18 protein-coding genes and 3 rRNA genes are annotated in these 24,638 nt (G+C 46.5%); 4 read left to right on the top strand and 17 right to left on the bottom strand.

The window, feature by feature from the left end:
- Positions 1-81: 81 nt before the first annotated feature.
- The 5 genes from JOE49_RS05920 to JOE49_RS05900 form a co-directional block, all read right to left on the bottom strand.
- Positions 82-525, bottom strand: a complete 444-nt coding sequence (locus JOE49_RS05920) for a YaaR family protein (protein ID WP_013308108.1) — start codon at positions 523-525, stop codon at positions 82-84.
- 196 nt (positions 526-721) lie between these two features.
- Positions 722-1,051: a cyclic-di-AMP receptor gene (locus JOE49_RS05915; RefSeq protein WP_007427998.1), complete on the bottom strand. Its 330-nt coding sequence runs from the start codon at positions 1,049-1,051 to the stop codon at positions 722-724.
- A 74-nt stretch (positions 1,052-1,125) separates the two neighbouring features.
- On the bottom strand, positions 1,126-1,773 hold the full coding sequence (gene tmk, locus JOE49_RS05910) for a dTMP kinase (RefSeq protein ID WP_068938708.1): 648 nt from the start codon (positions 1,771-1,773) through the stop codon (positions 1,126-1,128).
- A 103-nt stretch (positions 1,774-1,876) separates the two neighbouring features.
- Positions 1,877-3,460, bottom strand: a complete 1,584-nt coding sequence (locus JOE49_RS05905; protein WP_209940726.1) for an aminotransferase class I/II-fold pyridoxal phosphate-dependent enzyme — start codon at positions 3,458-3,460, stop codon at positions 1,877-1,879.
- A gap of 144 nt (positions 3,461-3,604) precedes the next feature.
- On the bottom strand, positions 3,605-3,790 hold the full coding sequence (locus tag JOE49_RS05900; RefSeq protein ID WP_023986422.1) for a sigma factor G inhibitor Gin: 186 nt from the start codon (positions 3,788-3,790) through the stop codon (positions 3,605-3,607).
- A gap of 400 nt (positions 3,791-4,190) precedes the next feature.
- Between JOE49_RS05900 and JOE49_RS05895 the strand changes: the two genes are divergently transcribed.
- Complete coding sequence (locus tag JOE49_RS05895) at positions 4,191-4,718, top strand: hypothetical protein (RefSeq protein ID WP_023986421.1); 528 nt, start codon at positions 4,191-4,193, stop codon at positions 4,716-4,718.
- 373 nt (positions 4,719-5,091) lie between these two features.
- On the opposite strand, the gene JOE49_RS05890 is transcribed toward JOE49_RS05895, so the two are convergent.
- The 6 genes from JOE49_RS05890 to gyrA all read right to left on the bottom strand — a co-directional run bounded on the left by JOE49_RS05890 (position 5,092) and on the right by gyrA (position 15,039).
- Positions 5,092-5,511, bottom strand: coding sequence for a hypothetical protein (locus tag JOE49_RS05890; protein WP_013308104.1), 420 nt, complete (start codon positions 5,509-5,511; stop codon positions 5,092-5,094).
- A 234-nt stretch (positions 5,512-5,745) separates the two neighbouring features.
- Positions 5,746-5,862: ribosomal RNA gene (gene rrf / locus JOE49_RS05885) — 5S ribosomal RNA — on the bottom strand.
- Positions 5,863-6,014: 152 nt separating this feature from the next.
- Positions 6,015-8,941 (bottom strand): 23S ribosomal RNA (locus JOE49_RS05880).
- Between the two features lie 354 nt (positions 8,942-9,295).
- Positions 9,296-10,851 (bottom strand): 16S ribosomal RNA (locus tag JOE49_RS05875).
- The 16S, 23S and 5S rRNA genes sit together here, the layout of an rRNA operon.
- Positions 10,852-11,170: 319 nt before the next feature.
- Positions 11,171-12,259: an HD-GYP domain-containing protein gene (locus JOE49_RS05870; protein ID WP_028540988.1), complete on the bottom strand. Its 1,089-nt coding sequence runs from the start codon at positions 12,257-12,259 to the stop codon at positions 11,171-11,173.
- Positions 12,260-12,474: 215 nt separating this feature from the next.
- The gene (gene gyrA / locus JOE49_RS05865) at positions 12,475-15,039 is read right to left on the bottom strand and encodes a DNA gyrase subunit A (protein WP_028540987.1); all 2,565 of its coding nucleotides are present in this window, start codon (positions 15,037-15,039) and stop codon (positions 12,475-12,477) included.
- Positions 15,040-15,505: 466 nt separating this feature from the next.
- Between gyrA and JOE49_RS05860 the strand changes: the two genes are divergently transcribed.
- Positions 15,506-16,333: a YheC/YheD family protein gene (locus JOE49_RS05860; protein WP_209940725.1), complete on the top strand. Its 828-nt coding sequence runs from the start codon at positions 15,506-15,508 to the stop codon at positions 16,331-16,333.
- Between the two features lie 141 nt (positions 16,334-16,474).
- Here the strand turns inward: JOE49_RS05860 and gyrB are convergent, their stop codons facing one another.
- The 6 genes from gyrB to dnaA all read right to left on the bottom strand — a co-directional run bounded on the left by gyrB (position 16,475) and on the right by dnaA (position 22,795).
- Positions 16,475-18,385: a DNA topoisomerase (ATP-hydrolyzing) subunit B gene (gene gyrB, locus JOE49_RS05855; protein WP_013308100.1), complete on the bottom strand. Its 1,911-nt coding sequence runs from the start codon at positions 18,383-18,385 to the stop codon at positions 16,475-16,477.
- Between the two features lie 30 nt (positions 18,386-18,415).
- Entirely contained in the window at positions 18,416-18,667 is a 252-nt protein-coding gene (gene remB, locus JOE49_RS05850) for an extracellular matrix regulator RemB (protein WP_007433255.1), read from the bottom strand.
- A 16-nt stretch (positions 18,668-18,683) separates the two neighbouring features.
- Complete coding sequence (gene recF / locus JOE49_RS05845) at positions 18,684-19,799, bottom strand: DNA replication/repair protein RecF (protein ID WP_013308098.1); 1,116 nt, start codon at positions 19,797-19,799, stop codon at positions 18,684-18,686.
- 54 nt (positions 19,800-19,853) lie between these two features.
- The gene (gene yaaA / locus JOE49_RS05840) at positions 19,854-20,072 is read right to left on the bottom strand and encodes a S4 domain-containing protein YaaA (RefSeq protein ID WP_023986416.1); all 219 of its coding nucleotides are present in this window, start codon (positions 20,070-20,072) and stop codon (positions 19,854-19,856) included.
- Positions 20,073-20,119: 47 nt separating this feature from the next.
- Positions 20,120-21,262, bottom strand: coding sequence for a DNA polymerase III subunit beta (dnaN, locus tag JOE49_RS05835; RefSeq protein WP_023986415.1), 1,143 nt, complete (start codon positions 21,260-21,262; stop codon positions 20,120-20,122).
- A 186-nt stretch (positions 21,263-21,448) separates the two neighbouring features.
- A complete protein-coding gene (gene dnaA / locus JOE49_RS05830) occupies positions 21,449-22,795 on the bottom strand; it encodes a chromosomal replication initiator protein DnaA (RefSeq protein ID WP_209940724.1) in 1,347 nt (448 codons plus the stop codon).
- Positions 22,796-23,867: 1,072 nt separating this feature from the next.
- On the opposite strand from dnaA, the gene rpmH reads away from it, so the two are divergent.
- Together rpmH and rnpA are read left to right on the top strand one after the other, a co-directional pair.
- A complete protein-coding gene (rpmH, locus tag JOE49_RS05825; protein ID WP_007433250.1) occupies positions 23,868-24,002 on the top strand; it encodes a 50S ribosomal protein L34 in 135 nt (44 codons plus the stop codon).
- A 264-nt stretch (positions 24,003-24,266) separates the two neighbouring features.
- Positions 24,267-24,617, top strand: a complete 351-nt coding sequence (rnpA, locus tag JOE49_RS05820; protein ID WP_013312817.1) for a ribonuclease P protein component — start codon at positions 24,267-24,269, stop codon at positions 24,615-24,617.
- The last annotated feature ends 21 nt before the right edge of the window (positions 24,618-24,638 follow it).

Raw genomic sequence — 24,638 nt, 5'->3', positions numbered from 1 at the left:
TAATCTGCCAGCATGATCAGCAAGCAGATTATTTCTTCGTGGCAACAGCCCGTCTGTATTCATTTATAACATAAGTCTGCATTAAAATGAGAGATTAATCAGCAATCCTCTGATCTCACCGACCCCTTGCAAAAGCTCAATCTTGCCTTGTTCAGTTTCAAGCAGCTCATCCGCCATTTTGAGCAAGAGCTCATCCACTTCATCAATCAGCTTATAACGTTTGCTGCGTCCCCGGCGATCCCAACCCTTTGTGTCCTTCATGGACACGCCTCGCCGAACTGTATCTTCCAAAAACCGTTTAACCAGCATCTTATAAGCCTTCAGCTCACGAATCGTCATTGAACGTGCAAGACGATCTCCCTGCATTTGTATTTCCTTAAAGCGCCGATTCAATTCCTCCTGCGAAGCCTGCTCCCCATTTTGCTGCATAACGTCGGAGAAGCTCTTGGGCTGAATTGGCTTTGCACTCATTTCATTTGTAGACAATGTACTTTGTAAAGGGCGATAGCCCGGATTTATTTTCATATAAACCTGCTTTCTCCCCGGATGCTTCCACTTGCCCCCTTCATGAACAGTTCAAACTAGAACTCAGGGTTTCTTCGGCTTTCCGGGGACTGCGCTGTAGCGCTGCCGTTTTAGTGATCTGCCCTCACTCCCATCATGTGAGAAGATACAGGCGATTCCCCTATCATATCGGCAGAATAGGCCCTATTGTGTAGATTCAGAAATGCTCGAAACGGTCTACAGGCATCACGAATACCGTCGCTCCACCCACCTGCACTTCAACAGGTAACGGTAAATAGGAATCCGTCGTCCCGCTCATAGGGGTAACGGGTGTGACCAGCTGTTCACGAACCTTGCAACTGCTGCGAATGACGTTCATTAATGAGTCCACCTGATTGTCATCAACACCGATCATAAATGTCGTATTACCTGCACGCAGAAATCCTCCTGTGCTCGCCAATTTGGTAGCACGGAAATTAGCTTTCACCAGTCCGCTGGATAATCTATTACTGTCCTTATCCTGTACAATCGCAATAATCAGCTTCATCCTGTATTCCTCCTTCAAGTCATATTAGAGACAACCTTGTCCCTAGCTCAATTTTACCGTATATCCTTCGACAATTATATGCTAAAATTCTGAACAAACCGCTTTTTCAGCAAATCCCTCAATACTTGCTCCACCTGCTCTGGCGCCGGAGATGCATCAACAATTGTAATTCGCTCCGGAAATTTGCGAGCCAACTCCAAATATGCCTCTCGCACCTTATGGTGAAACGATATACTCTCCATGTCGAGACGGTCCATTTCTGCTCCTCGTGACGCATTAATTCTTGCCAATCCCAATTCGGGCTCAATATCCAGATAAAATGTGGCATCCGGCTCCCAATCATCAACCGCGAAGCGATTAATTGAAGCTACCTCTTCAATTCCGATCCCTCTTGCAAATCCTTGATAGACCAAGCTACTATCCACAAAACGATCACATAATACGATAGCTCCCTGTTCAATAGCCGGCTTTACCTTCTCCACCAAATGCTGACGCCGCGCCGCCGCGTATAAAAGTGCCTCTGTTCGAGCATCCATACTGGTATGAGCAGGGTCCAAAATGATAGAGCGAATCTTTTCGGAAATTTCGATGCCTCCCGGCTCCCTCGTCGTGATGACTGGATAGCCTTCTTCCTCCATAAACTTCGCCAGCCGTTGAATCATAGTTGTTTTACCGGAGCCGTCTCCCCCCTCCAGTGTGATAAAAATGCCTTTGCGATTCATGTTATTCCCTGCTTTCCTGCCTGAAAAATAAAAGTCACCCACAGGCTACGTATGCTTCTTTTATTCAGTCTTCTGTATTTGTTAAGTCTCTAGTATCTAATCTTTATTGTAAACGGAATACCCGAATTGTAAGCATACCTTCATCTGCTATCCCGTGCCACTTGGCTCCCAGTTCACGTAGACGACTCATCCGCAGTGCAATCGCTTCTGTGATCGTTTCTCCTGTATATAACAGCGGAATACCTGGAGGATACGGGATAATCATTTCAGCCGCTACCCTGCCAGCGGAATCCTCTACAGACACGTTCTCTATCTGATCCGGGCTAATCGGTCGAAGTCCAAACGGCACCGGACTAGAGTATCCCTTCATTCTATCATTGTTCCACGTGGAAAAATCTAATTCGAGTCTTTGCAGCTCTTTTTCCGTTGCCCCCGGCTCACCAGCCGTCTCCTTAAATCTTATATCATTATCTATATGCACAAGAGCCTGCAACAGGTGACTCGCATCCTTAGGCGTAGAGCCTAACGTAAACAATAAAACAACATGTTTTTCGTCGCTCATCTCTGGAGTACATCCATAAGTCTCCAACTCATGCTTGAGTCCAAACCCATCCAGTATCCCCCATGTATCATACAGCACCAATTTAAAAGGGTCCTGGGTTGAATATCCGCTTATTCCCTCCTCAGCCCTTTCTAGGACCTCAGAGATTCCCCTGTGAGCGCCTTTCCTCTCTAGTACCTGCTGTGTAGGTTCTAGCAAGCGAAAGCGTGGGAGCTGCTCCAGGCCCTTTCTAAAAGCATCTGCCGCCGCTAAGCCCACTGTAAAAGCATCCGCTCCATACGCCTCTATATACCATCTTGCCAAATCCAGTGAAGCCATTAACGGATAAGAAGGGCTAGAGCTCTGCACCATCGCCAACCGCTGACGAAGCAGTTCCCGATGGATTCTCTCTCCCTGCACATGTAACATGGCCCCCATGGTCATGGCTGGAAGCATTTTATGTGTCGACTGGACGACTACATCAGCCCCGCAGGATAGCGCAGAGGCTGGCAAACGAGGATGCAGCCCATAATGGGCACCGTGTGCCTCATCTACCAATAGCGGCACATGGGCTGCATGACAGGCCTTAGCCGTTGCCGTCAGGTCATGCCCCATTCCATAGTAATTAGGTAGTGTAAGTAACACCCCTTTAGCCGAAGGATAGGCCTTCAGTGCAGCCTTTATTGTATCCGTCGTTGGGGCAACCGCCAGTCCGCTTAGTGTATCTATTTCCGGATCCAGGAATACCGCGTTAGCCCCTGACAGCATGAGACCGTTCAGGACAGATTTGTGTACATTCCTCTGTACCAGCAGTAGATCTCCCGGCTCCGTACATACAGTTAAAATCATAGCCAAATTACCGACCGTGCTTCCTCCAATTAGCCAAAAGCTCTCCTCAGCACCAAAGCACTTTGCAGCCAGTCCCTGCCCTTCACGAATCACATCTTCTGGGTGATGCAAATCATCCAGTCCAGAAATTTCTGTCGCATCAATAGACATCACTTCTTGCAACAGAGACGCAATATTTTCATGCTCATATACTTGTCCATTTTTATGACCGGGTACATGGAAAGAAGCATTGCCCTGAGTCCGGTAACGTATTAGAGCTTCCATTAATGGTGCATGTACCGCCTTTTTCCCCATCATTCTGCAATCCTTCCAAACAAAGCTTTATATCTACCTTATTTTATCGTAAAATCAAGCGGAATCCTACTTTTACTCACAGAAAAAAAGGCCCGTATCGACAGACCTTGGAATGCCAATCCTTCAAAGACTAATTAGCAAAGGATATTATGCATTTTTCTGTACCCAGATTTGCTTTAATTGATCAATAAAAAAATGATATTTGGCATCAGTTGCATCTGTGTGCACCATTTCAGCTTCACACGTATCACAGATAAACTCGGAAACGATAAAAATGCCTTCATGCTTGTGCTGCCCGCATATAATGCAGCGGTGGCCGCCTTGATCATGCATATCCATCCCACCTTGTTTCTTTTACTATTAGTATGGGGCACTTTCTACTATTTTAAACCTTTTCATAGCCCAGTTCGACGATATACTCTATATATATTCCTTCTGGGCCATTATGGTGTTTGTACCCCGTATGTTTAAAAAACAGCCGTCTATGCCGATATAATAAGAAAAGCTCTTATGTATGGATACCCTTTCATCGGAGCTCTTGAACACTTCATCAGTGATAGCTTTTCCAGTAATTATAGAGTAGGCTAGCTAACACTGGATGTTGATCATTCTGTATTTCTACAAAAACGATTAAATGCTTATTTAAAGCGGCATGAGCGAAGTACCGTCCCTTTTTCCGGCTGTGGACGGGAAGCCACTTGTGATGCAGTAGATTAATGAAAGGACTGTTCGCATGACAGAGGAAACCGGAACCAAAGCTACCTACTATCACTACAAGCTCATTAAAAAAATCAGTATACCGCGTCAACTAATATGGAGTCACATCACATTACCTATTATTATGCTTCTCTTTCTGCTTCTTGCCTTTTCCTGGACTAGCGTGTTTTTGTTTGCTCTTGCCTTTTTCCTAACCTTATGGGTACACTTCGTAATCTCACGATCTGTCCTATACATCGGTGGCGGAACATCCTTCCGCAAACGCTGGGCATTCCATCGTAAATTACCTTGGCTAGGCTATATGACAGACCAGTATATAGGCTATAGCATCTTTCGTCGTGTGCACATACATACCCTCTGGATCGGTATCTGCTTATCAGCCGTATTCATTCTCTGGTCTCCACCAGCTTTTACTGTATCCTTACTCTTCTGGCATCTATGGCTTATTGCACCGCGTCTATACATCCTCAGTCGGCTTACAGGCGAGAGAAAAGATGGCATGTTGAAGTTTACCGATGAAGATGCCTCATATTATCAACAGTAAATTTAACCACTCATTATCTGTACAGATAGAAAATTCAGGTCTGAACTAACCTACACCCATATAGACCGAAGCAATAAAAAAGGAGCAACCTCAACCGGTTACTCCTTTTTTTGTGACTTAACAACTATAATCGTTATATTCGCTTATCAAGTAAACTTTTCCTCATCATTATCCTCGTTATTCATGTAGAGCATTTGATCAACATGCAAATATATAAAAGGAAGCCACTCCCTACTCAACGGCAGTTCTGAGTGCTTCCCCATATCCGATCTCTTCATTCATCATTATACACAGCATACAATACGCTATGAGTTTACTAAAAATATGATCTACAATAAATCCTATGCTGCTTACTCGGTTGAAAACCGTGTTCCTAATTAAGATCCACGCTTTTGCTCTTCACAACAGCCTTTCTGTCTTTTGGAACCAATACAGTAAAAGAACCATCATGCACAGATAAATGCACCATGTGTTTATTTTTCTGAAACACCTTCTGATTCGAGGTGGATAAATTCGGTTCCTCAGTCCAGCCCCAAGCTGCAATCTCCTCTAGATAAGGAGCAGGTAGACTATCACTTTCCTTCAATGCTGGCAGTGCATAGCGAACATAGTCCATGTCCGAATTACTGCTGGCCCGATCGGTTTTACTAGCTTCTTTGGGAACCGGAAACGTCTTCTCATTGGCAGCACCCTCAAACGATGTCCAAGAAGGCTCCTCCTCCACGCACCCGGTAAGAATCGCGACAGCGACACTGAATAGCACCAATAGAGCAAGCCATTTATTTCGCCGCATGATCTTCCCTCCTTACCAGCCTGATTGACTATACAAAATCCTATGATGGAGTTTGCATAATTCTGCAATAATGCAGCGTGTGTGTATGGGATTCAATACCTATATTATACAGGGTTTACTCTTACATTCCGTAACAAAAATGTTACCTTCCTTTTGTAAGGATATTTCTAAAGTATACGTATATGCAAAAAAAGAACCATAATCTCAATGAGATCATGGTCCTCTTTACTTGTTGCTTGGCGACGTCCTACTCTCCCAGGACCCTGCGGTCCAAGTACCATCGGCGCTGGAGGGCTTAACGGTCGTGTTCGGGATGGGTACGTGTGGAACCCCTCCGCTATCGCCACCAAACATGAATTTGCTATGCAAATTCTATCGTACGGTTATTCGCTTCATCACTTATCGTGTGAATGAATAGCCATGCGCTTGTCGTATGTCACTTGTACATACTTTCAAGGTTACACCCTGAAAACTGGATCCGAAACTCATTTGCGTTTTATTCTTAGGATAAGCCCTCGACCGATTAGTATTGGTCAGCTCCATGCATTACTGCACTTCCACCCCCAACCTATCTACCTCGTCGTCTTCAAGGGGTCTTACTAATTGGGAAATCTCATCTTGAGGGGGGCTTCACGCTTAGATGCTTTCAGCGCTTATCCCTTCCGTACATAGCTACCCAGCGGTGCTCCTGGCGGAACAACTGGTACACCAGCGGTACGTCCATCCCGGTCCTCTCGTACTAAGGACAGCTCCTCTCAAATTTCCTACGCCCACGACAGATAGGGACCGAACTGTCTCACGACGTTCTGAACCCAGCTCGCGTACCGCTTTAATGGGCGAACAGCCCAACCCTTGGGACCTACTTCAGCCCCAGGATGCGATGAGCCGACATCGAGGTGCCAAACCTCCCCGTCGATGTGGACTCTTGGGGGAGATAAGCCTGTTATCCCCAGGGTAGCTTTTATCCGTTGAGCGATGGCCCTTCCATGCGGTACCACCGGATCACTAAGCCCGACTTTCGTCCCTGCTCGACTTGTAGGTCTCGCAGTCAAGCTCCCTTCTGCCTTTGCACTCTTCGAATGATTTCCAACCATTCTGAGGGAACCTTGGGGCGCCTCCGTTACTCTTTAGGAGGCGACCGCCCCAGTCAAACTGCCCACCTGACACTGTCCTCGCACCGGATCACGGTACCAAGTTAGAACCTAGATACGATCAGGGTGGTATCCCAAGGATGCCTCCCTTCAAGCTGGCGCTCAAAGTTCTACGGCTCCCACCTATCCTGTACAGATCGTACCCAAATTCAATATCAAGCTGCAGTAAAGCTCCATGGGGTCTTTCCGTCTTGTCGCGGGTAACCTGCATCTTCACAGGTATTAAAATTTCACCGGATCTCTCGTTGAGACAGCGCCCAAGTCGTTACGCCATTCGTGCGGGTCAGAATTTACCTGACAAGGAATTTCGCTACCTTAGGACCGTTATAGTTACGGCCGCCGTTTACTGGGGCTTCGGTTCATAGCTTCGCCCGAAGGCTTACCACTCCCCTTAACCTTCCAGCACCGGGCAGGCGTCAGCCCGTATACTTCGCCTTGCGGCTTCGCACAGACCTGTGTTTTTGCTAAACAGTCGCTTGGGCCTTTTCACTGCGGCCCCCTCGGGCTATTCACCCTACCGAGGCACCCCTTCTCCCGAAGTTACGGGGTCATTTTGCCGAGTTCCTTAACGAGAGTTCTTCCGCGCGCCTTAGAATTCTCTTCTCGCCTACCTGTGTCGGTTTGCGGTACGGGCACCTTCTCCTGGCTAGAGGCTTTTCTTGGCAGTCTGAGATCATGACCTTCGCTACTATAATTTTCGCTCCCCATCACAGCCCAGCCTTACGATGTGCGGATTTGCCTACACACCAGCCTCACTGCTTAGACGGACATCCATCAGTCCGCGTCACTACCCTACTGCGTCACCCCATTGCTCATAACGGATTACGGTGGTACAGGAATTTCGACCTGTTGTCCTTCGACTACGCCTATCGGCCTCGCCTTAGGTCCCGACTTACCCTGAGCGGACGAACCTTCCTCAGGAACCCTTAGGCTTTCGGCGGATCTGATTCTCACAGATCTTTTCGTTACTCATACCGGCATTCTCACTTGAATGCAGTCCAGCGCTCCTTACGGTACACCTTCAACCCGCATTCAACGCTCCCCTACCCCTGATGCAAGCATCAAGCCATAGCTTCGGTGGTGTGTTTAGCCCCGTTACATTTTCGGCGCAGAGTCACTCGACCAGTGAGCTATTACGCACTCTTTCAATGGTGGCTGCTTCTAAGCCAACATCCTGGTTGTCTGTGCAACTCCACATCCTTTCCCACTTAACACACACTTGGGGACCTTAGCTGATGGTCTGGGCTGTTTCCCTTTCGACAATGGATCTTAGCACTCACTGTCTGACTCCCGGAACTAAATCTATGGCATTCGGAGTTTGACTGAGCTTGGTAACCCTTGCGGGCCCCGCACCCAATCAGTGCTCTACCTCCACGATTCTTTTTTCCGAGGCTAGCCCTAAAGCTATTTCGGGGAGAACCAGCTATCTCCGGGTTCGATTGGAATTTCTCCGCTACCCCCACCTCATCCCCGCATTTTTCAACATGCGTGGGTTCGGGCCTCCAGTGCGTGTTACCGCACCTTCACCCTGGACAGGGGTAGATCACCCGGTTTCGGGTCTACGTCCACGTACTCAAGATCGCCCTATTCAGACTCGCTTTCGCTGCGGCTTCAGCTCTTCACCTTAACCTTGCACGGGAACGTAACTCGCCGGTTCATTCTACAAAAGGCACGCCATCACCCATAGATCGGGCTCTGACTTCTTGTAAGCACACGGTTTCAGGATCTATTTCACTCCCCTTCCGGGGTGCTTTTCACCTTTCCCTCACGGTACTGCTTCACTATCGGTCGCCAGGGAGTATTTAGCCTTGGCAGATGGTCCTGCCGGATTCATACGGGGTTTCACGTGCCCCGCACTACTCGGGATCCGTCTCGGAGAGAACAAGTTTTGAACTACAGGGCTTTTACCTTCTCTGGCGGGCCTTTCCAGACCTCTTCATCTAACCGGTTCCTTTGTAACTCCATGTGAGACGTCCCACAACCCCAAGGAGCAAGCTCCTTGGTTTGGGCTAATCCGCGTTCGCTCGCCGCTACTGACGGAATCACTATTGTTTTCTCTTCCTCAGGGTACTTAGATGTTTCAGTTCCCCTGGTCTGCCTCTATTCTGCCTATGTATTCAGCAGAAAGTGACTGTCGATGAAGACAGCCGGGTTTCCCCATTCGGACATCCCCGGATCAAAGCTTGCTTACAGCTCCCCGAGGCCTTATCGTTGTTCGCCACGTCCTTCGTCGGCTCCTGGCGCCTAGGCATCCTCCGTGTGCTCTTTGTAGCTTAACCTAGTATTTACATCGTAAATACGATTCGCTTTGAATTTCGGTTCAACACTTACGTGTGAATGAAATTCAAGGCAGCTACCTTTATTTCACTTGTTTACACAAGATCAGCTTAAAGGAATATTCTAAAACGCAATTTCGTTTCGGTATCCAGTTTTCAAGGTGCAATACAGTTTCATCGAAACTGTAGCCTGTGTGAATATCGGTCTAACTCAACCGAGTAGATGATATTCATGCAGTATGTTGAGAGTTTGAGCTCTCAAAACTGAGCAACGAGTGAGTAACAGGCCTAAACCTGAGTTTTGAAGCTTACGCTTCATATTTGAATGTTTCCGTTGCAGGAAACGATTCTCCATAGAAAGGAGGTGATCCAGCCGCACCTTCCGATACGGCTACCTTGTTACGACTTCACCCCAATCATCTACCCCACCTTCGGCGGCTGGCTCCCTTGCGGGTTACCCCACCGACTTCGGGTGTTGTAAACTCTCGTGGTGTGACGGGCGGTGTGTACAAGACCCGGGAACGTATTCACCGCGGCATGCTGATCCGCGATTACTAGCAATTCCGACTTCATGTAGGCGAGTTGCAGCCTACAATCCGAACTGAGACCGGCTTTTCTAGGATTGGCTCCACCTCGCGATTTCGCTTCCCGTTGTACCGACCATTGTAGTACGTGTGTAGCCCAGGTCATAAGGGGCATGATGATTTGACGTCATCCCCACCTTCCTCCGGTTTGTCACCGGCAGTCTGCTTAGAGTGCCCAGCTTGACCTGCTGGCAACTAAGCATAAGGGTTGCGCTCGTTGCGGGACTTAACCCAACATCTCACGACACGAGCTGACGACAACCATGCACCACCTGTCTCCTCTGTCCCGAAGGAAAGGCCTATCTCTAGACCGGTCAGAGGGATGTCAAGACCTGGTAAGGTTCTTCGCGTTGCTTCGAATTAAACCACATACTCCACTGCTTGTGCGGGTCCCCGTCAATTCCTTTGAGTTTCAGTCTTGCGACCGTACTCCCCAGGCGGAATGCTTAATGTGTTAACTTCGGCACCAAGGGTATCGAAACCCCTAACACCTAGCATTCATCGTTTACGGCGTGGACTACCAGGGTATCTAATCCTGTTTGCTCCCCACGCTTTCGCGCCTCAGCGTCAGTTACAGCCCAGAGAGTCGCCTTCGCCACTGGTGTTCCTCCACATATCTACGCATTTCACCGCTACACGTGGAATTCCACTCTCCTCTTCTGCACTCAAGCTCCCCAGTTTCCAGTGCGACCCGAAGTTGAGCCTCGGGATTAAACACCAGACTTAAAGAGCCGCCTGCGCGCGCTTTACGCCCAATAATTCCGGACAACGCTTGCCCCCTACGTATTACCGCGGCTGCTGGCACGTAGTTAGCCGGGGCTTTCTTCTCAGGTACCGTCACTCTTGTAGCAGTTACTCTACAAGACGTTCTTCCCTGGCAACAGAGCTTTACGATCCGAAAACCTTCATCACTCACGCGGCGTTGCTCCGTCAGGCTTTCGCCCATTGCGGAAGATTCCCTACTGCTGCCTCCCGTAGGAGTCTGGGCCGTGTCTCAGTCCCAGTGTGGCCGATCACCCTCTCAGGTCGGCTACGCATCGTCGCCTTGGTAGGCCTTTACCCCACCAACTAGCTAATGCGCCGCAGGCCCATCCACAAGTGACAGATTGCTCCGTCTTTCCTCCTTCTCCCATGCAGGAAAAGGATGTATCGGGTATTAGCTACCGTTTCCGGTAGTTATCCCTGTCTTGTGGGCAGGTTGCCTACGTGTTACTCACCCGTCCGCCGCTAGGTTGTTTAGAAGCAAGCTTCTAATCAACCCCGCTCGACTTGCATGTATTAGGCACGCCGCCAGCGTTCGTCCTGAGCCAGGATCAAACTCTCCATTAAAGACCAACCGAAGTTGGTTTATAGAAAGAGCGATAAGCTCATTTTGAAACTGACGAGATAAAAATATCTCTTGTTTGATTTTGCAAGCAAAACCGTTTTACTCACTCGTTGTTCAGTTTTCAAAGATCAAACATTCAATGTCCGCCTCGGCGTTTCTTTCAACCCCTCAGCAACTTTTATAGTGTATCATATTCCCTAGAGTTATGTCAACACTTTTTTTTCGAAAGTGTTTTTCGCTCTTCTTGATAACACTTGAAGCGACAAGAAATAATATATCATACTTTTCTTGCATTATGCAACTCTTTTTTAAAATACTTAGTTAAGTAACAATACACTCGATATAAAGCTCTCTTTGCAGCATTAAGTTAATAATTTCCCCATCTACTTGAATCAACGGCCGAGTCGGATGATCTCGATCAGCAAAAATAATTTCCCCTGTACGGTTATCATTGAGGCGCACCTTGGTTCCATTATTGAATTGGGTTAACTTATGAATAAAAACTTGTACGACACTTGGGTCCAGCTTTCCAAATGATTCTGACTTGATTTGCTCTAGAACCAGATACGGTGATTGGGCAGGTCGGTATGTTTTCTCTAGAGTCATAGCATGGAATACATCAGCCACTCCAACGATTTTAGCGTAGATGTGGATTTGTTCCCCTTTAAGACGCAGTGGATATCCAGTACCGTCCACTTTCTCATGATGCTGAAGAGCTGCCAAACGCACACCTTCGTTAATAGCTTTCACATTTTTAAGCAACTGGTATCCTAGTGATGTATGGCGACGTATTTCTTCTTGCTCTTCCCACGTTAGTTTGGAGGGCTTATACAGAATGACCGGGTCCATTTTAGCGTTCCCTATGTCATGAAGCAATCCAGCAAAAGCCACTTGCATCCAATCCTTTTGAGGTAATCCGATCCATTGTGCAATGGAATAGGAAGTAAGGGAGGTTAGCACAGCGTTGTGAAAAATATAGTCCACTTCGATCATGGCGGGCGGAGTATAGGTCATTACATTATAGCGCTGAATGTGCACCAGTAAGGACTCCAATTGTCCTCGCAGTTCATATATAGATAAATTAGAGACGAGCACCGATTGAAATGCATTCTTAACGAGCATCACCATTTTGTCATACTCATCCTGAAATTGTTCAGATTCATCTCGTCCATCTAACGAAGGTCCTTGCGATTCAGATGTTCCAGATCGAACAGTCGTAGACTCGCTACTGGATTTTGTAAGATCATCCGTCCCTACCTCAACTTGCTGGATCAGGAACGCCTGTAAAATCTCCAAGTCACGCGGTAGCAGAATGCGCCCTTTCGGTAGCAGCAAGCTTCCCATTTCTGTAAATACATCGCTTTGCAATCTAAGTCCTGCTTTTAATTCGGATACGGGTACAGTTGTCATGGTCAACCTCTCTGTTCTCACAACAGCTGCTCCAGCTGCCAGTTATGATGTCATTATATTACTTGGGAATGATCCTGTACATTCATTTTATGCCATTTAAAGCATACTTGTCTGAATTCGTTAGCCAGAAAAAGAAAAAGACTCCCCGACCAAATAGTCAGAGAGTCTGTTCCATCTGAAATTTAATAACTACTGTTGTTTCCATATTCAGGCTCTTATTCGCCCTCAGAAGATTCTGGGTCGTTACCTTCCGCACCTTCTGTATTCGTTTCGAGAGATGGTTCAACAGATGATAGAGATGAGCCCTCTCCAGCTTCCTCACCCTCTAATAATTCTTCAAGCAGTTCATCCTGCTCCTCATTCTTGTTCGCTCGACAAACAGTTGCAACCGAATCATCATCGCGAATATTAATCAGCCTTACCCCTTGTGTATTCCGACCCATCGTGGAGATTTCCCCCATGCTAGTCCGAATCAAGGTGCCACTAGCTGTAATGATCATCAGATCCTCTTCGGTTTTTACAACCTTGAGACCGACAACCGGACCATTTTTATCCGTAACATTAATCGTCTTGATCCCCTTACCTCCACGGCTTTGGATACGATAATCCACAACAGGGGTACGCTTGCCATAACCTTTGGCCGTTACAATCAGGATATCCAGGCTGGTATCTACGATGTCCATACCAATTACAGCATCACTCTCATCAAGGTTGATCCCTTTAACCCCTGTAGCGCTACGGCCCATAGACCGTACATCACTTTCAGGGAAACGGATAGACATGCCTTGTGCTGTACCAATAATCATTTCCTGCTGTCCGTCCGTCAGCTTCACTTCGATCAGGGCGTCATCTTCACGCAAGTTAATGGCAATCAAGCCACCTTTGCGGATATTTGCATAGTCATCAAGTGGTGTCTTCTTTATGATTCCATGCTGGGTCGCAAAGAATAGATAGCTATCCTCCACAAATTCCTCGATTGGAATTACCGCATTGATCGACTCACCCTGTTCAATCTGAATCAGGTTAATAATCGGTGTCCCCCGGGCTGTCCGGCTAAGGTCAGGAATCTCATAGGCCTTAATCCGATATACCTTGCCCTTGTCGGTAAAGAATAACAAATGATGATGTGAATTCGTAATGAACAGATGCTCTACGAAATCCTCATCTTTGGTATCCATACCCACTACACCACGACCACCGCGTTTTTGACTGCGATAGGTAGTAACAGGAAGGCGTTTGATATATCCCGTATGGGTTACAGTAATAATAACATCTTCACGCGGAATGAGATCCTCATCCAGAATACTCTCTTCACCCACTGTAATTTCAGTGCGACGGTCATCAGCGAAACGTTCCTTAAGTTCATTCAGCTCTTCGCTAATGATGTTGAGTACCAGATGCTCGTTCGCCAAAATCTCACGGTATTCCGCAATCTTTTGTATTAGCTCGTTATATTCGTTCTCGATCTTCTCACGTTCCAAACCGGTTAAGCGTTGCAGACGCATATCAAGAATAGCCTGAGACTGCTCAAGAGTGAGCGAGAAACGCTCAATCAGTCCTTCACGAGCTGCTTCTGCAGTTTGGGAAGAACGAATCAAGGCAATAACTTCGTCCAGATGGTCAAGGGCAATGCGCAAGCCTTCCAGAATGTGTGCTCTGGCTTCGGCTTTTTTCAGATCAAATTCTGTCCGGCGACGAATAACCTCGACCTGATGTTTGAGATAATGATACAAGACATCCTTCAGGTTCAAAATCTTCGGTTCGTTGTTTACAATGGCAAGCATATTAATACCGAAATTCGACTGCATAGCCGTATGTTTAAACAAATTATTCAGAACGACGTTCGGGTTCACGTCCCTACGCAACTCGATAACGACACGCATACCTGTACGGTCCGATTCATCCCGAAGATCCGTAATGCCTTCAATACGTTTGTCACGTACTAATTCGGCAATTTTCTCAACCAGACGAGCCTTATTCACTTGGTAAGGCAGCTCATGCACGATAATCCGTGCTTTATTGCCAATCTCTTCTATGGTGGTCTTCGCACGCATGGTCACAGATCCGCGGCCAGTCTGGTACGCCTGACGAATACCAGAGCGTCCTAAAATATAACCTGCTGTCGGGAAATCGGGCCCTTGAATATAATCCATAAGTTCCATCGGCGTAATGTCGGGGTTTTCGATCAATGCTTGTACACCATCGATAACCTCTCCCAAGTTATGCGGAGGAATATTGGTAGCCATCCCGACTGCAATTCCGCCGACGCCATTCACCAGCAAGTTAGGATAACGTGCAGGTAATACGACGGGCTCGCTCTCTTCACCATCGTAGTTCGGCATAAAATCAACGGTCTCTTTGTTCAAATCACGTAGCATTTCCATGGCAATCTTGGACAACCGTGCTTCGGTGTAACGCATCGCAGCCGCCATATCTCCATCCACGGAGCCAAAGTTACCGTGTCCATCCACCAACATATAACGCAAAGAAAAATCCTGCGCCATCCGCACCATCGTATCATATACAGCCGTATCACCATGAGGGTGATATTTACCGATAACTTCGCCGACGATTCTTGCCGATTTTTTGTAAGGCTTGTCTGGCGACATGCCCAGCTCGGACATCGCGTACAAAATACGACGGTGTACCGGCTTCAGTCCGTCCCGCACATCGGGCAAGGCACGGCTAACAATAATACTCATGGCATAATCCATAAAGGATTCGCGCATTTCCACTCCGATATCCCTATTGATGATTTGCGAGTTATTTTGATCCGCCATGCTGGTCCTCCTTCTTATCCTTCAATACAATGCTCTCTATGTGAAAAGCCTAACAAGATACTGCCTATACACTCCGCTCTCTGCGCAGGATTTTGGCTGAAATCCTCATCTGTATAATTATATTACTTTCACAAAAAGAGCACAATTAAACACATCTGTCCTCTTTACAGCGTAAATCCCTCGTCATTCTCTCTCTGCCTGTAGCAGATCGCTATTCTCTTGTACAACTCACAAGCCCTGATTATAACAAATTCCTCAGAGCTGGGGATTAGCCCCCACCCTAAGGGCCTTTTCCACATACAATACGTATACGGTCAGGGTTCACTTAGCAAAATTCCGAAAAACGCCGTATTTCTCTATTATATCATTGTTTTACGCACTTGTCCTTTAGTTTCCCTTGTTTTGTCAAAGTGTTGCGGATTCCAAGTACATGACTCATATTTCGAAAAGAAAGGGATGAGATTACTTGTCTATTCAGCGAGTATCCAGTAAGTGGACCAAAACAAATGCCATTCTCCCCAATCCGACATTGGCCGCTTATGTACCGGAAACACGGTTGTACACATTTGATCACTTGAACGAAATGTTGGCCGTGTATGGTACTGTCTATATTAAGCCTGATAACGGTACTTATGGAAAAGGGGTTATGCGGGCAGAGAGGCTGGCAGAACCGCTTCCGCCGACAGAAGAAGGAATCATCGAAGAGAGAACTTGGTATGTGCTTCGCTATGAAGTAGATACCTTCACCTTCGAAAGTCTAGAAGATCTGCATAGAGTGGTTTCTTCCCGCATACGAAAACGTCCATATCTGATCCAGCGTGGAATTCCACTTCTTCAGCATGAAGCACGCCCTTTCGATCTGAGGGTATTAACCCAGATGAACTTAAGACACCAATGGGAAACAACGCTTATTGTAGGACGCGTAGCTGCTCCTGACAAAGTCGTCACCAATCATCACAGCGGTGGGACAATGCGCTTTTTCAATGAGCTGGTCGCTCCATACATGGATGTAAAGGAAGCTGTACGACTGGAGCAAAAATTATCAAAAATGGGCGAACGGGTAGCATGGCAGTTGCAAAAAAGATACCCACGTTTAAGGGAAATAGGATTAGATGTAGGACTGGATCAGCAAAATTATCCGTGGATTCTGGAGGTTAACACGAGACCAGCAATCAAGGTGTTCTCTTCCCTTCCAAACAAAAGCCTCTATCATAAAATATTCAGATATGCAGTAGGCTACGGCCGGTACTCTTCATCCACGGGTAAAGCCATACGCTCTAAGAAAAAAGCCTAAAACAATGAGATTAAATATTCAAATGCACCCGGGCTGGTTAATGACAAGAAAAGGGACGCCCCTTTGGGCGCCCCTTGTGAACTCCTACAAAATACTACCTAATGAGCACGTAATACAGCCACTAGGAAAGAACATCACACATTAAAAATCAAGATTTTTCACGTACTTCGCATGTTCTTGGATAAAGTCACGACGAGGTTCTACATTATCACCCATCAAGGTATTGAACAGTGTATCAGCCAGCATCGCGTCACTGACAGTTACCTGAAGCATAGTACGACTCTCAGGGTCCATCGTAGTTTCCCAAAGTTGGGTCGCATTCATCTCACCCAAACCTTTATAGCGCTGTACATTGTACTTCGCGTTTTCTCCAAATTCCCTGATGATCTCATCACGTTCCGCCTCGGAGTTCGCATAACGTACAACTTTGTTACGCTCTACTTTGAATAGTGGTGGCTGAGCAATATAAATATAGCCTGCATCAATGATTTTACGCATGTACCGATAGAAGAACGTCAGCAACAACGTACGAATATGGGCACCATCGACATCCGCATCTGTCATGATAATGACCTTGTGATAACGGGCTTTGGCGATGTCAAAGTCGTCTCCGATCCCTGTGCCCATTGCTGTTACCATCGACCGGATTTCATCACTGGACAAAATACGGTCCAAGCGTGCCTTTTCGACATTCAGGATTTTACCGCGAATCGGCAAAATAGCTTGAAAGTGACGATCACGACCCTGCTTGGCCGAACCCCCTGCTGAGTCACCTTCGACGATGTACAGTTCACTAATCGAAGCATCCTTAGAGGAGCAATCTGCCAGCTTGCCTGGGAGCGAACTGATTTCCAGCGCGCTTTTACGACGTGTAAGCTCACGCGCTTTGCGTGCTGCTTCCCGGGCACGTGCTGCTTGTAATGATTTATCAACCACACGGCGGGAAACAGACGGATTTTCCTCTAGGAATTCCTGGAGTTTCTCTGCGAATAGGGATTCGACAATCCCTCGCACCTCACTGTTCCCCAGCTTTGTCTTGGTCTGACCCTCAAACTGTGGTTCTGGAATTTTGACGGAGATAATCGCCGTCAATCCTTCACGCACATCATCACCGGTCAAGTTGGCATTGTTGTCCTTAATCAAGCCATTTTTACGTGCATAATCGTTAATAATCCGGGTTAATGCACTCTTGAAGCCTGATTCGTGAGTTCCGCCCTCATGGGTATTGATGTTGTTAGCAAAAGAATAAATATTCTCGGTATAGCTGTCGTTATATTGCAAAGCAACTTCGACTTGAATCATATCACGCGAGCCTTCGACATAAATCGGCTGTTCATGTAACGCTTCTCTTTTTTGATTCAAGAATTGCACATATTCACTGATTCCGCCCTCGTAATGGAATGTATCGCTGGCGCCCGTCCGTTCATCAGTCAAGCTGATTGCAATGCCTTTGTTCAGGAAAGCCAACTCACGAATCCGCGTTTGGAGCGTATCATAATCGTATACAGTCGTTTCTGTAAAGATTTGATCGTCCGGATAGAAGGTCGTTTGGGTACCCGTCTCATCTGTATCACCGATGACTCTGACATCATACTGCGGAGCACCACGGTGGTATTCCTGCTCATACAGATGTCCGTCCCGTTTAACATGAACAATCATTTTGCTGGAGAGAGCGTTCACTACCGATACACCAACCCCGTGCAGACCACCGGATACCTTGTACCCTCCGCCTCCGAATTTACCACCTGCGTGAAGTACAGTCATAACGACTTCCAGCGCAGATTTTTTCATTTTGGCGTGTTCGCTTACCGGAATACCGCGTCCGTTATCTGTAACGGTAACGCTGTTATCTTCGTGAACCACAACTTGAATGCTGTCACAATAACCCGCCAGCGCTTCGTCAATGCTGTTGTCCACAACTTCCCAGACCAGATGATGGAGACCTTTGGCGCTCGTGGAGCCAATATACATCCCGGGACGTTTCCGAACCGCTTCCAGGCCCTCGAGGACCTGAATCTCGCCCGCATCATAAGACGGTTGATTCATAGACATGCCTTTCACCTACTTCTATAGATTCTATGGTTAAGCATTGGCAACAAACTGGTTTGCCCGCTTTTTGAGTGTTGTTGAGGAGATGGGGGAATAATACACCGTATTCTGAGTCACTACGATGGACTTGGCTTCCTCTTCGCCAATCATCTCGACATGCTTTTGCTGTTGGGCGTGGTTCACGTATTGCTTGGAGATTTTAGAGGATTTTTCAATCGAGATATCGAAAATAGCCACAAGCTCTGACGAGCGGATGATTTTTTCTCCACCCAGATGAATATACATAGCGGTCACTCACTCCTTAGTGTTCCACATGCCCGTCGTGGACGTGATAAATATTGGCATCCTTGAGTCGTTCTGCGTTCAAAGTCTCAACCCCGGTTGCCGTGATAAAGGTCTGTACCTTGCTTTGGAAAGTCTCGATCAGCTGGGTCTGACGATAGGGGTCCAGCTCGGACAAAACATCATCCAGCAGCAAGACAGGATATTCACCAATTTCCTCATGGATTAACTCTATTTCGGCCAACTTCAAGGACAGGGCCGTCGTCCGCTGCTGCCCCTGAGAGCCATACGTATGCACTTCTCTGCCGTTAATGGCAAAGGCCAAATCGTCACGATGGGGTCCCGCCAAAGTCATGCCACGGCGGATTTCCTGTTCCCTCATTTGGGATAACTTTATCATAAATCGCTCCAATAAGACAGCTTCATCTTCTTCCTCTGGCTCACTGAAGGAGGGAACATAGGTTAATTTTAACTCTTCTGTCCCACCTGCGATCCCTTCATGAATGGCCTGAGCCCACTTTTGTAGCTTTGTTATAAATTGTTTCCGCTTTTTAACAATTTTAACACCATGCTCAACAAGTTGCTCATTCCATACCTCCAGCATCAGCTGCACTGACGCCATATCCTTACCCCAAGCTTGCTTGAGCAAGTTGTTTCGCTGAACCAATACTTTCTGATATTGCTGCAAATGATACAGATATCCTGGCGCAACCTGTCCGATTTCCATGTCAAGAAACCGGCGGCGAACCCCCGGTGTCCCTTTCACAATTTCCAGATCCTCAGGTGCAAACATGACCACATTTAACGAACCGATAAAATCGCTCAGTTTTCGCTGCTCCAGTCCGTTGATCTTTGCTTTTTTGCCTTGTGTGGATAACGCGAGATCCAGTCTGATTTTCCCGTATTTTTTATCCACATCCGCAGCTAGGTGAGTGGAAGTAGCCCCGAAAGAGATTAACTCCTTGTCGCGGGACGTTCGATGACTTTTGGTTAAAGCCAGTACAAAAATCGCCTCTACCAGATTCGTTTTGCCCTGCGCATTTTGTCCGATCAGCAAATTAACGGGCCCAAATTCATTCAGCTCCAGCTGTTCATAGTTCCGGTACTGCTGCAAAACAATGTTGTTCACAAACACATAGGGTCCCCCTTGTTACTCCGTACCTAAAAGGAGTCCTTGCTACCCAGGCGATCATGCTCCTGCTGTAACTTCGAAACTTCCGTTGTCCTCTACTTCTACCGTATCACCCGGGTACAGTTTTCTTCCACGACGTTCTTCCGGTTCACCATTAACACGGACTTGTCCCTCTTGCAGCAGGGCTTTAGCCATGCCTCCTGTGGATACACAATCGGCTAATTTTAAAAATTGATCGAGCTTAATGTATTCGGTTTGTATAGATATCTGTTTCAAGGCTTGTTCATCCTTTCGCTTGTCCTCGGGTGGGTTAAAGCTAAACGTCAGTTGGTTGTGCGATATGGCAGGATGATATACAGCGCATTGCTGGAATCTGCCGGTTTTAAAATAATGGGACTCATAATGCCGGTAAAAGCAATCGTCAGCTGCTCGCTGTCAATCACCTTGAGCACGTCGAGCATGTATTTAGAGTTGAACGAAATTTTGAGCGGCTCTCCCTCAAATTTGGACACAGTTACTTCCTCACGCACTTTGCCAAGCTCAGAGGAACTAGAGGAAATCTCCAAACCGCCATTTTCCAGCGACTGCATTTTTACAATATTCGTTTTTTCCTCACGGGACAGCAAATAAGCACGGTCAATTGACTCACTTAAACTTTTTGTATCCACAATCAGTTCTGTTTTGTAGGAGGTCGGAATAATTCTAGAAGTATCAGGATAGGTGCCGTCCAAGATGCGGGAATAAAATAGCACCCGATCTACTTTGAATAATACCTGATTGTCCGCTACTACGATATCCACAAGCATATTTTGATCTGGAATAATTCTGCTCAGCTCATTCAGCGTTTTGCCCGCAATGACAACATTGCTAAAACGCAAGCCTTCAGACGTCTCCAAATGAGCGCTACGGGTGGCAAGGCGGTGGCGGTCCGTTGCCACAAACTTCAATTCACCCTCAGCCAGATTCCACAACACGCCAGTTAAAATCGGTGTCGTTTCGTGGGTGGAGATGGAGAATACCGTCTGTTTAATCATATTTTTAAGTAAATCTCCTGGTACAGAGATGACTTGATTTTCTTCAATGTTGGGAAGCACTGGGAATTCTTCAGGGTCCAAGCCAACAATCTGAATTTCAGTTGCGCCGGACGAGATAAAGGTTTGGAATTGGTCTTTTACCTCCATATGGATCTCCTGCGACGGCAACTTTTTGATAATTTCGACAAAGAATTTGGCAGGCAGCACAACACTGCCGGGTTGTTCGACCTGAACAACAGTTTGGTCACCATCCTCCATCGGAATAAAGGATTGAATGGAGATGTCTGTATCGCTGGCGGTCAGCGTTACTCCCTGGTGATTCACATCCAGCTTAATACCACTCAGAATTGGAATCGTAGTCCGACTTGATATCGCTTTGGATACATGTTGTATAGCCTCGTTCAAAACGTTTTTCAGAATGCTGATCTTCATAAGTTCCTCCTACGGGTTTTAATCCTTCAAGCACGCGTTGACGCGGGCCTTATTTAGGTGATGTATATCTTTAAAATATATTAGTAATAGTAATAGGCGCACTGAATATGTGGATAAGTCACTGTAACCCTAATAAAATGAAGCCTATCCACATGTGTATAAATTGTGTATAGGCTCTGAACTTATTCAGGTTGGATTTTTGATTTTTTCTATTAGGCTGTTGATAACTTTAAACAGATCCTGATCCACTTGAATGGCTTTGGAGATTTTTTCGTGCGCATGAATGACAGTCGTATGATCACGCCCACCGAAGGCTTCGCCGATTTTTGGCAAAGAATAGTCGGTTAGCTCACGAGACAGGTACATGGCAATCTGTCGTGGAAAAGCTACAGCCTTCGTCCGCTTACGCGCTTTAAAATCCTCCAGCCGTAGATTGTAAAATTCCCCGACTTGATGCTGTATATCCTGAATCGTGATCATTTTTGGACGACTGGACGGGATAATATCTTTCAACGCCTCAGCCGCGAGATGACTTGTGACATCCTGATTGGTTAAGGAGGAATAAGCGACAACGCGAATAAGCGCCCCTTCCAGCTCACGGATGTTTGTATCAATTTGATTAGCGATATACATCATGGCCTCATTAGGAATATCCAGGTTCTCCGCCCGCGCCTTTTTCCGAAGAATAGCAATTCTCGTCTCCAGATCCGGCGGTTGAATATCCGTAATAAGTCCCCACTCAAAGCGAGAGCGCAGCCGTTCTTCCAGCGTTGGAATTTCTTTAGGCGGCCGATCGCTTGAGATTATAATCTGCTTGCGTTCCTCATGAAGGGCGTTGAACGTGTGGAAAAATTCCTCCTGCGTCGATTCCTTGCCCGCAATGAATTGAATATCATCAATGAGCAAAATATCAATGTTGCGATATTTATTCCGGAAACTTTCCCCGCGGTTGTCCCGGATGGCATTAATGAATTCATTCGTAAACTTCTCCGACGATAAATAAACGACCTTGCTGGTCGGATTGTGCTCCAAAATATAGTGTCCGATAGCGTGCATCAGATGCGTTTTCCCCAGCCCCACACCACCGTATAAAAACAGCGGATTGTAAGCTTTTGCCGGCGCCTCGGCGACGGCCAGCGATGCCGCATGGGCAAAACGGTTCCCCGATCCGATGACGAATGTATCGAATGTATATTTGGGATTCAGCATATGGGACACAGCTTCTTCATGAACGACCGGCTGCTGCTGAGGTTGTTGCTGAAGGTCGACCTCGGCGGGCTTGTTCTCTTCAATAACGAACTTGACCTCTAGTTGTTTGCCCAAAATTTCATAAACCGTTGCTCCGACTAGCTTGGTATAGCGGCTTTCAAGCCATTCCACGGCAAAAGTTGTCGGTGCAGAAATCACAATGGAGTGGTCATTTAGTTTCGCTGCCTTGGTAGCCTTAAACCAAGTGTCGTAACTCGGCTTACTCAGCTTGGTTTGTATGATGGATAGAATTTGCTGCCATAGTTCAGAGGTATGGCTGTCCACAGACGTCACTCCTTTTAAATCCTGACATTTTACCGAATTAAGCTGCAGAGAGCTGCTCTCGGCGCTTCGGCAAAACGCCTAAATCCCAAAAATGTTGTTGAAGGCCATAAAAAGACATACCGCCGCCTAAATCATGCGGCAGTGTGGTGAGAGAACGCAGCACAAAATGACCCTGAAAAATAGCTAATGGAAATTCCGCTGCTGATCAGCAGAAGAAAGGCGATATTTCTCAGGAGGGAATGTGCGGCACGATCCGTTCTCTTGATCCCGCAGGCCAAAACGGGACTGCAATATGTCGAAATCAAATGAAAAATGTAGAATATATCCCCAGAATCCCGAATCCGCACAAAAATAAAAAGATGGATAAATTGAACTTGTTCACAACTTTATCCACAGGGTGTTGATAATATGGAGGGTAAAACAACATATTCACATTCAAAAGTAATATCATCATAGCAAAAGAAGCCTTGTATTTCAATGACTGGTGGTTATTTATCCACAAATTCAATCTGTTGTGTACAATTTTTATTCACAACACAAGATATTGTTTATAATTTGTTCAGTTTTCGACAATAACTCTTTTTTACTCTAAAATGTTATGCACAGGTTATGACCATTTAAATCACAATTCAGTTCTTTTTGTGGATCTGTGTATAACAGCCGTTGCCTTTTGGTCACAGAGGCTTATTTTTCTGTTGAAAATTTCCGGTAACGTTTCCGACATTATTTTTGAACGAACCTGATAACGTCGATCTGAAAATAGGATGGATTCAAGTTACAGAATGAATAAATGTAAAAAACCGTTTTTGGAGGAGCGAAAACGACAAATAGAATGCTGATGATGGAGGGAGAGGTGAAAGAAGTTTTATGAAGTAAGGGGATAAAAGAGTGAAGTGAGTGAGCGGGAGGAAGGGGAGGAGGCTTCCTGAATGCGAAAAAGAGGGAGAGGATTCACAAGTACATTGACTTTGGCCGCTATTTGTGGTTAAATGTACAAAGGTGTTTTTTGTGGAGATTGCTACGTTAGGTATATTCCATATAAAACGTATTCCTTGTAAGGAGGTGCAGCACAATGAGACCGACTTTCAGACCGAATGTCAGCAAACGTAAAAAAGTTCACGGCTTCCGTAAAAGAATGAGCACGAAGAATGGCCGTAAAGTTTTGGCAGCTCGTCGCCAAAAAGGTAGAAAAGTATTGAGTGCGTAATGCGTGCATAAAGACCACTACGGTGGTCTTTTTTTTCGTAATTGAGGTATTCAGGGATCGGATTCCTTCTTTTATTGTTGTAAAAAATGTAGTGAAAGAAGAGGGAGAAGTCCAGCATCCTGTCCTATATTAGATGAAGCTTTTGAAAACGGATATAAAATAAGCGAGATTACCATGTTGGAATGTTGTCCATACTTCTTACTATATAAAAGGTAAAGGTTAGCTTACCGACATGTGTAAAAGAGATGAGCAAGGAGAAGCGCCGTGCAAAAAAAATTGCGTCTACGAAACCGGGCGGACTTTGGGCGCGTATACCGCCATGGCAAATCTTTTGCCAACCATCAGTTTGTGGTGTACTGGTTCCGCCGCAGAGAGGTAGAGCAGTTCCGCGTCGGAATTTCGGCCAGCAAGAAGATCGGCAACGCAGTAGTTCGCAACCGGATGCGCAGAATCGTTAAGGAAATTGTGCGCCATCATGAGCATGAATTGGTGGAGCAGATTGACCTGATTTTTATCGTTCGTAAGGGTGCGGTTACAATGTCGTATCAAGAGCTGGAGAAAAGCGTGCTGCACGTTCTACGCAAAGCCTCGCTGCTCAAGTCTTCACGCCGATAGTCAGTATCTTTGTCCTACAGG

Origin of the sequence: Paenibacillus sp. PvR133, from assembly GCF_017833155.1 — a bacterium.
Lineage (GTDB): Bacteria > Bacillota > Bacilli > Paenibacillales > Paenibacillaceae > Paenibacillus > Paenibacillus polymyxa_B.
The sequence above is the reverse complement of the archived record's forward strand: the minus strand, read 5'-3'. Positions and strand labels throughout refer to the sequence as shown.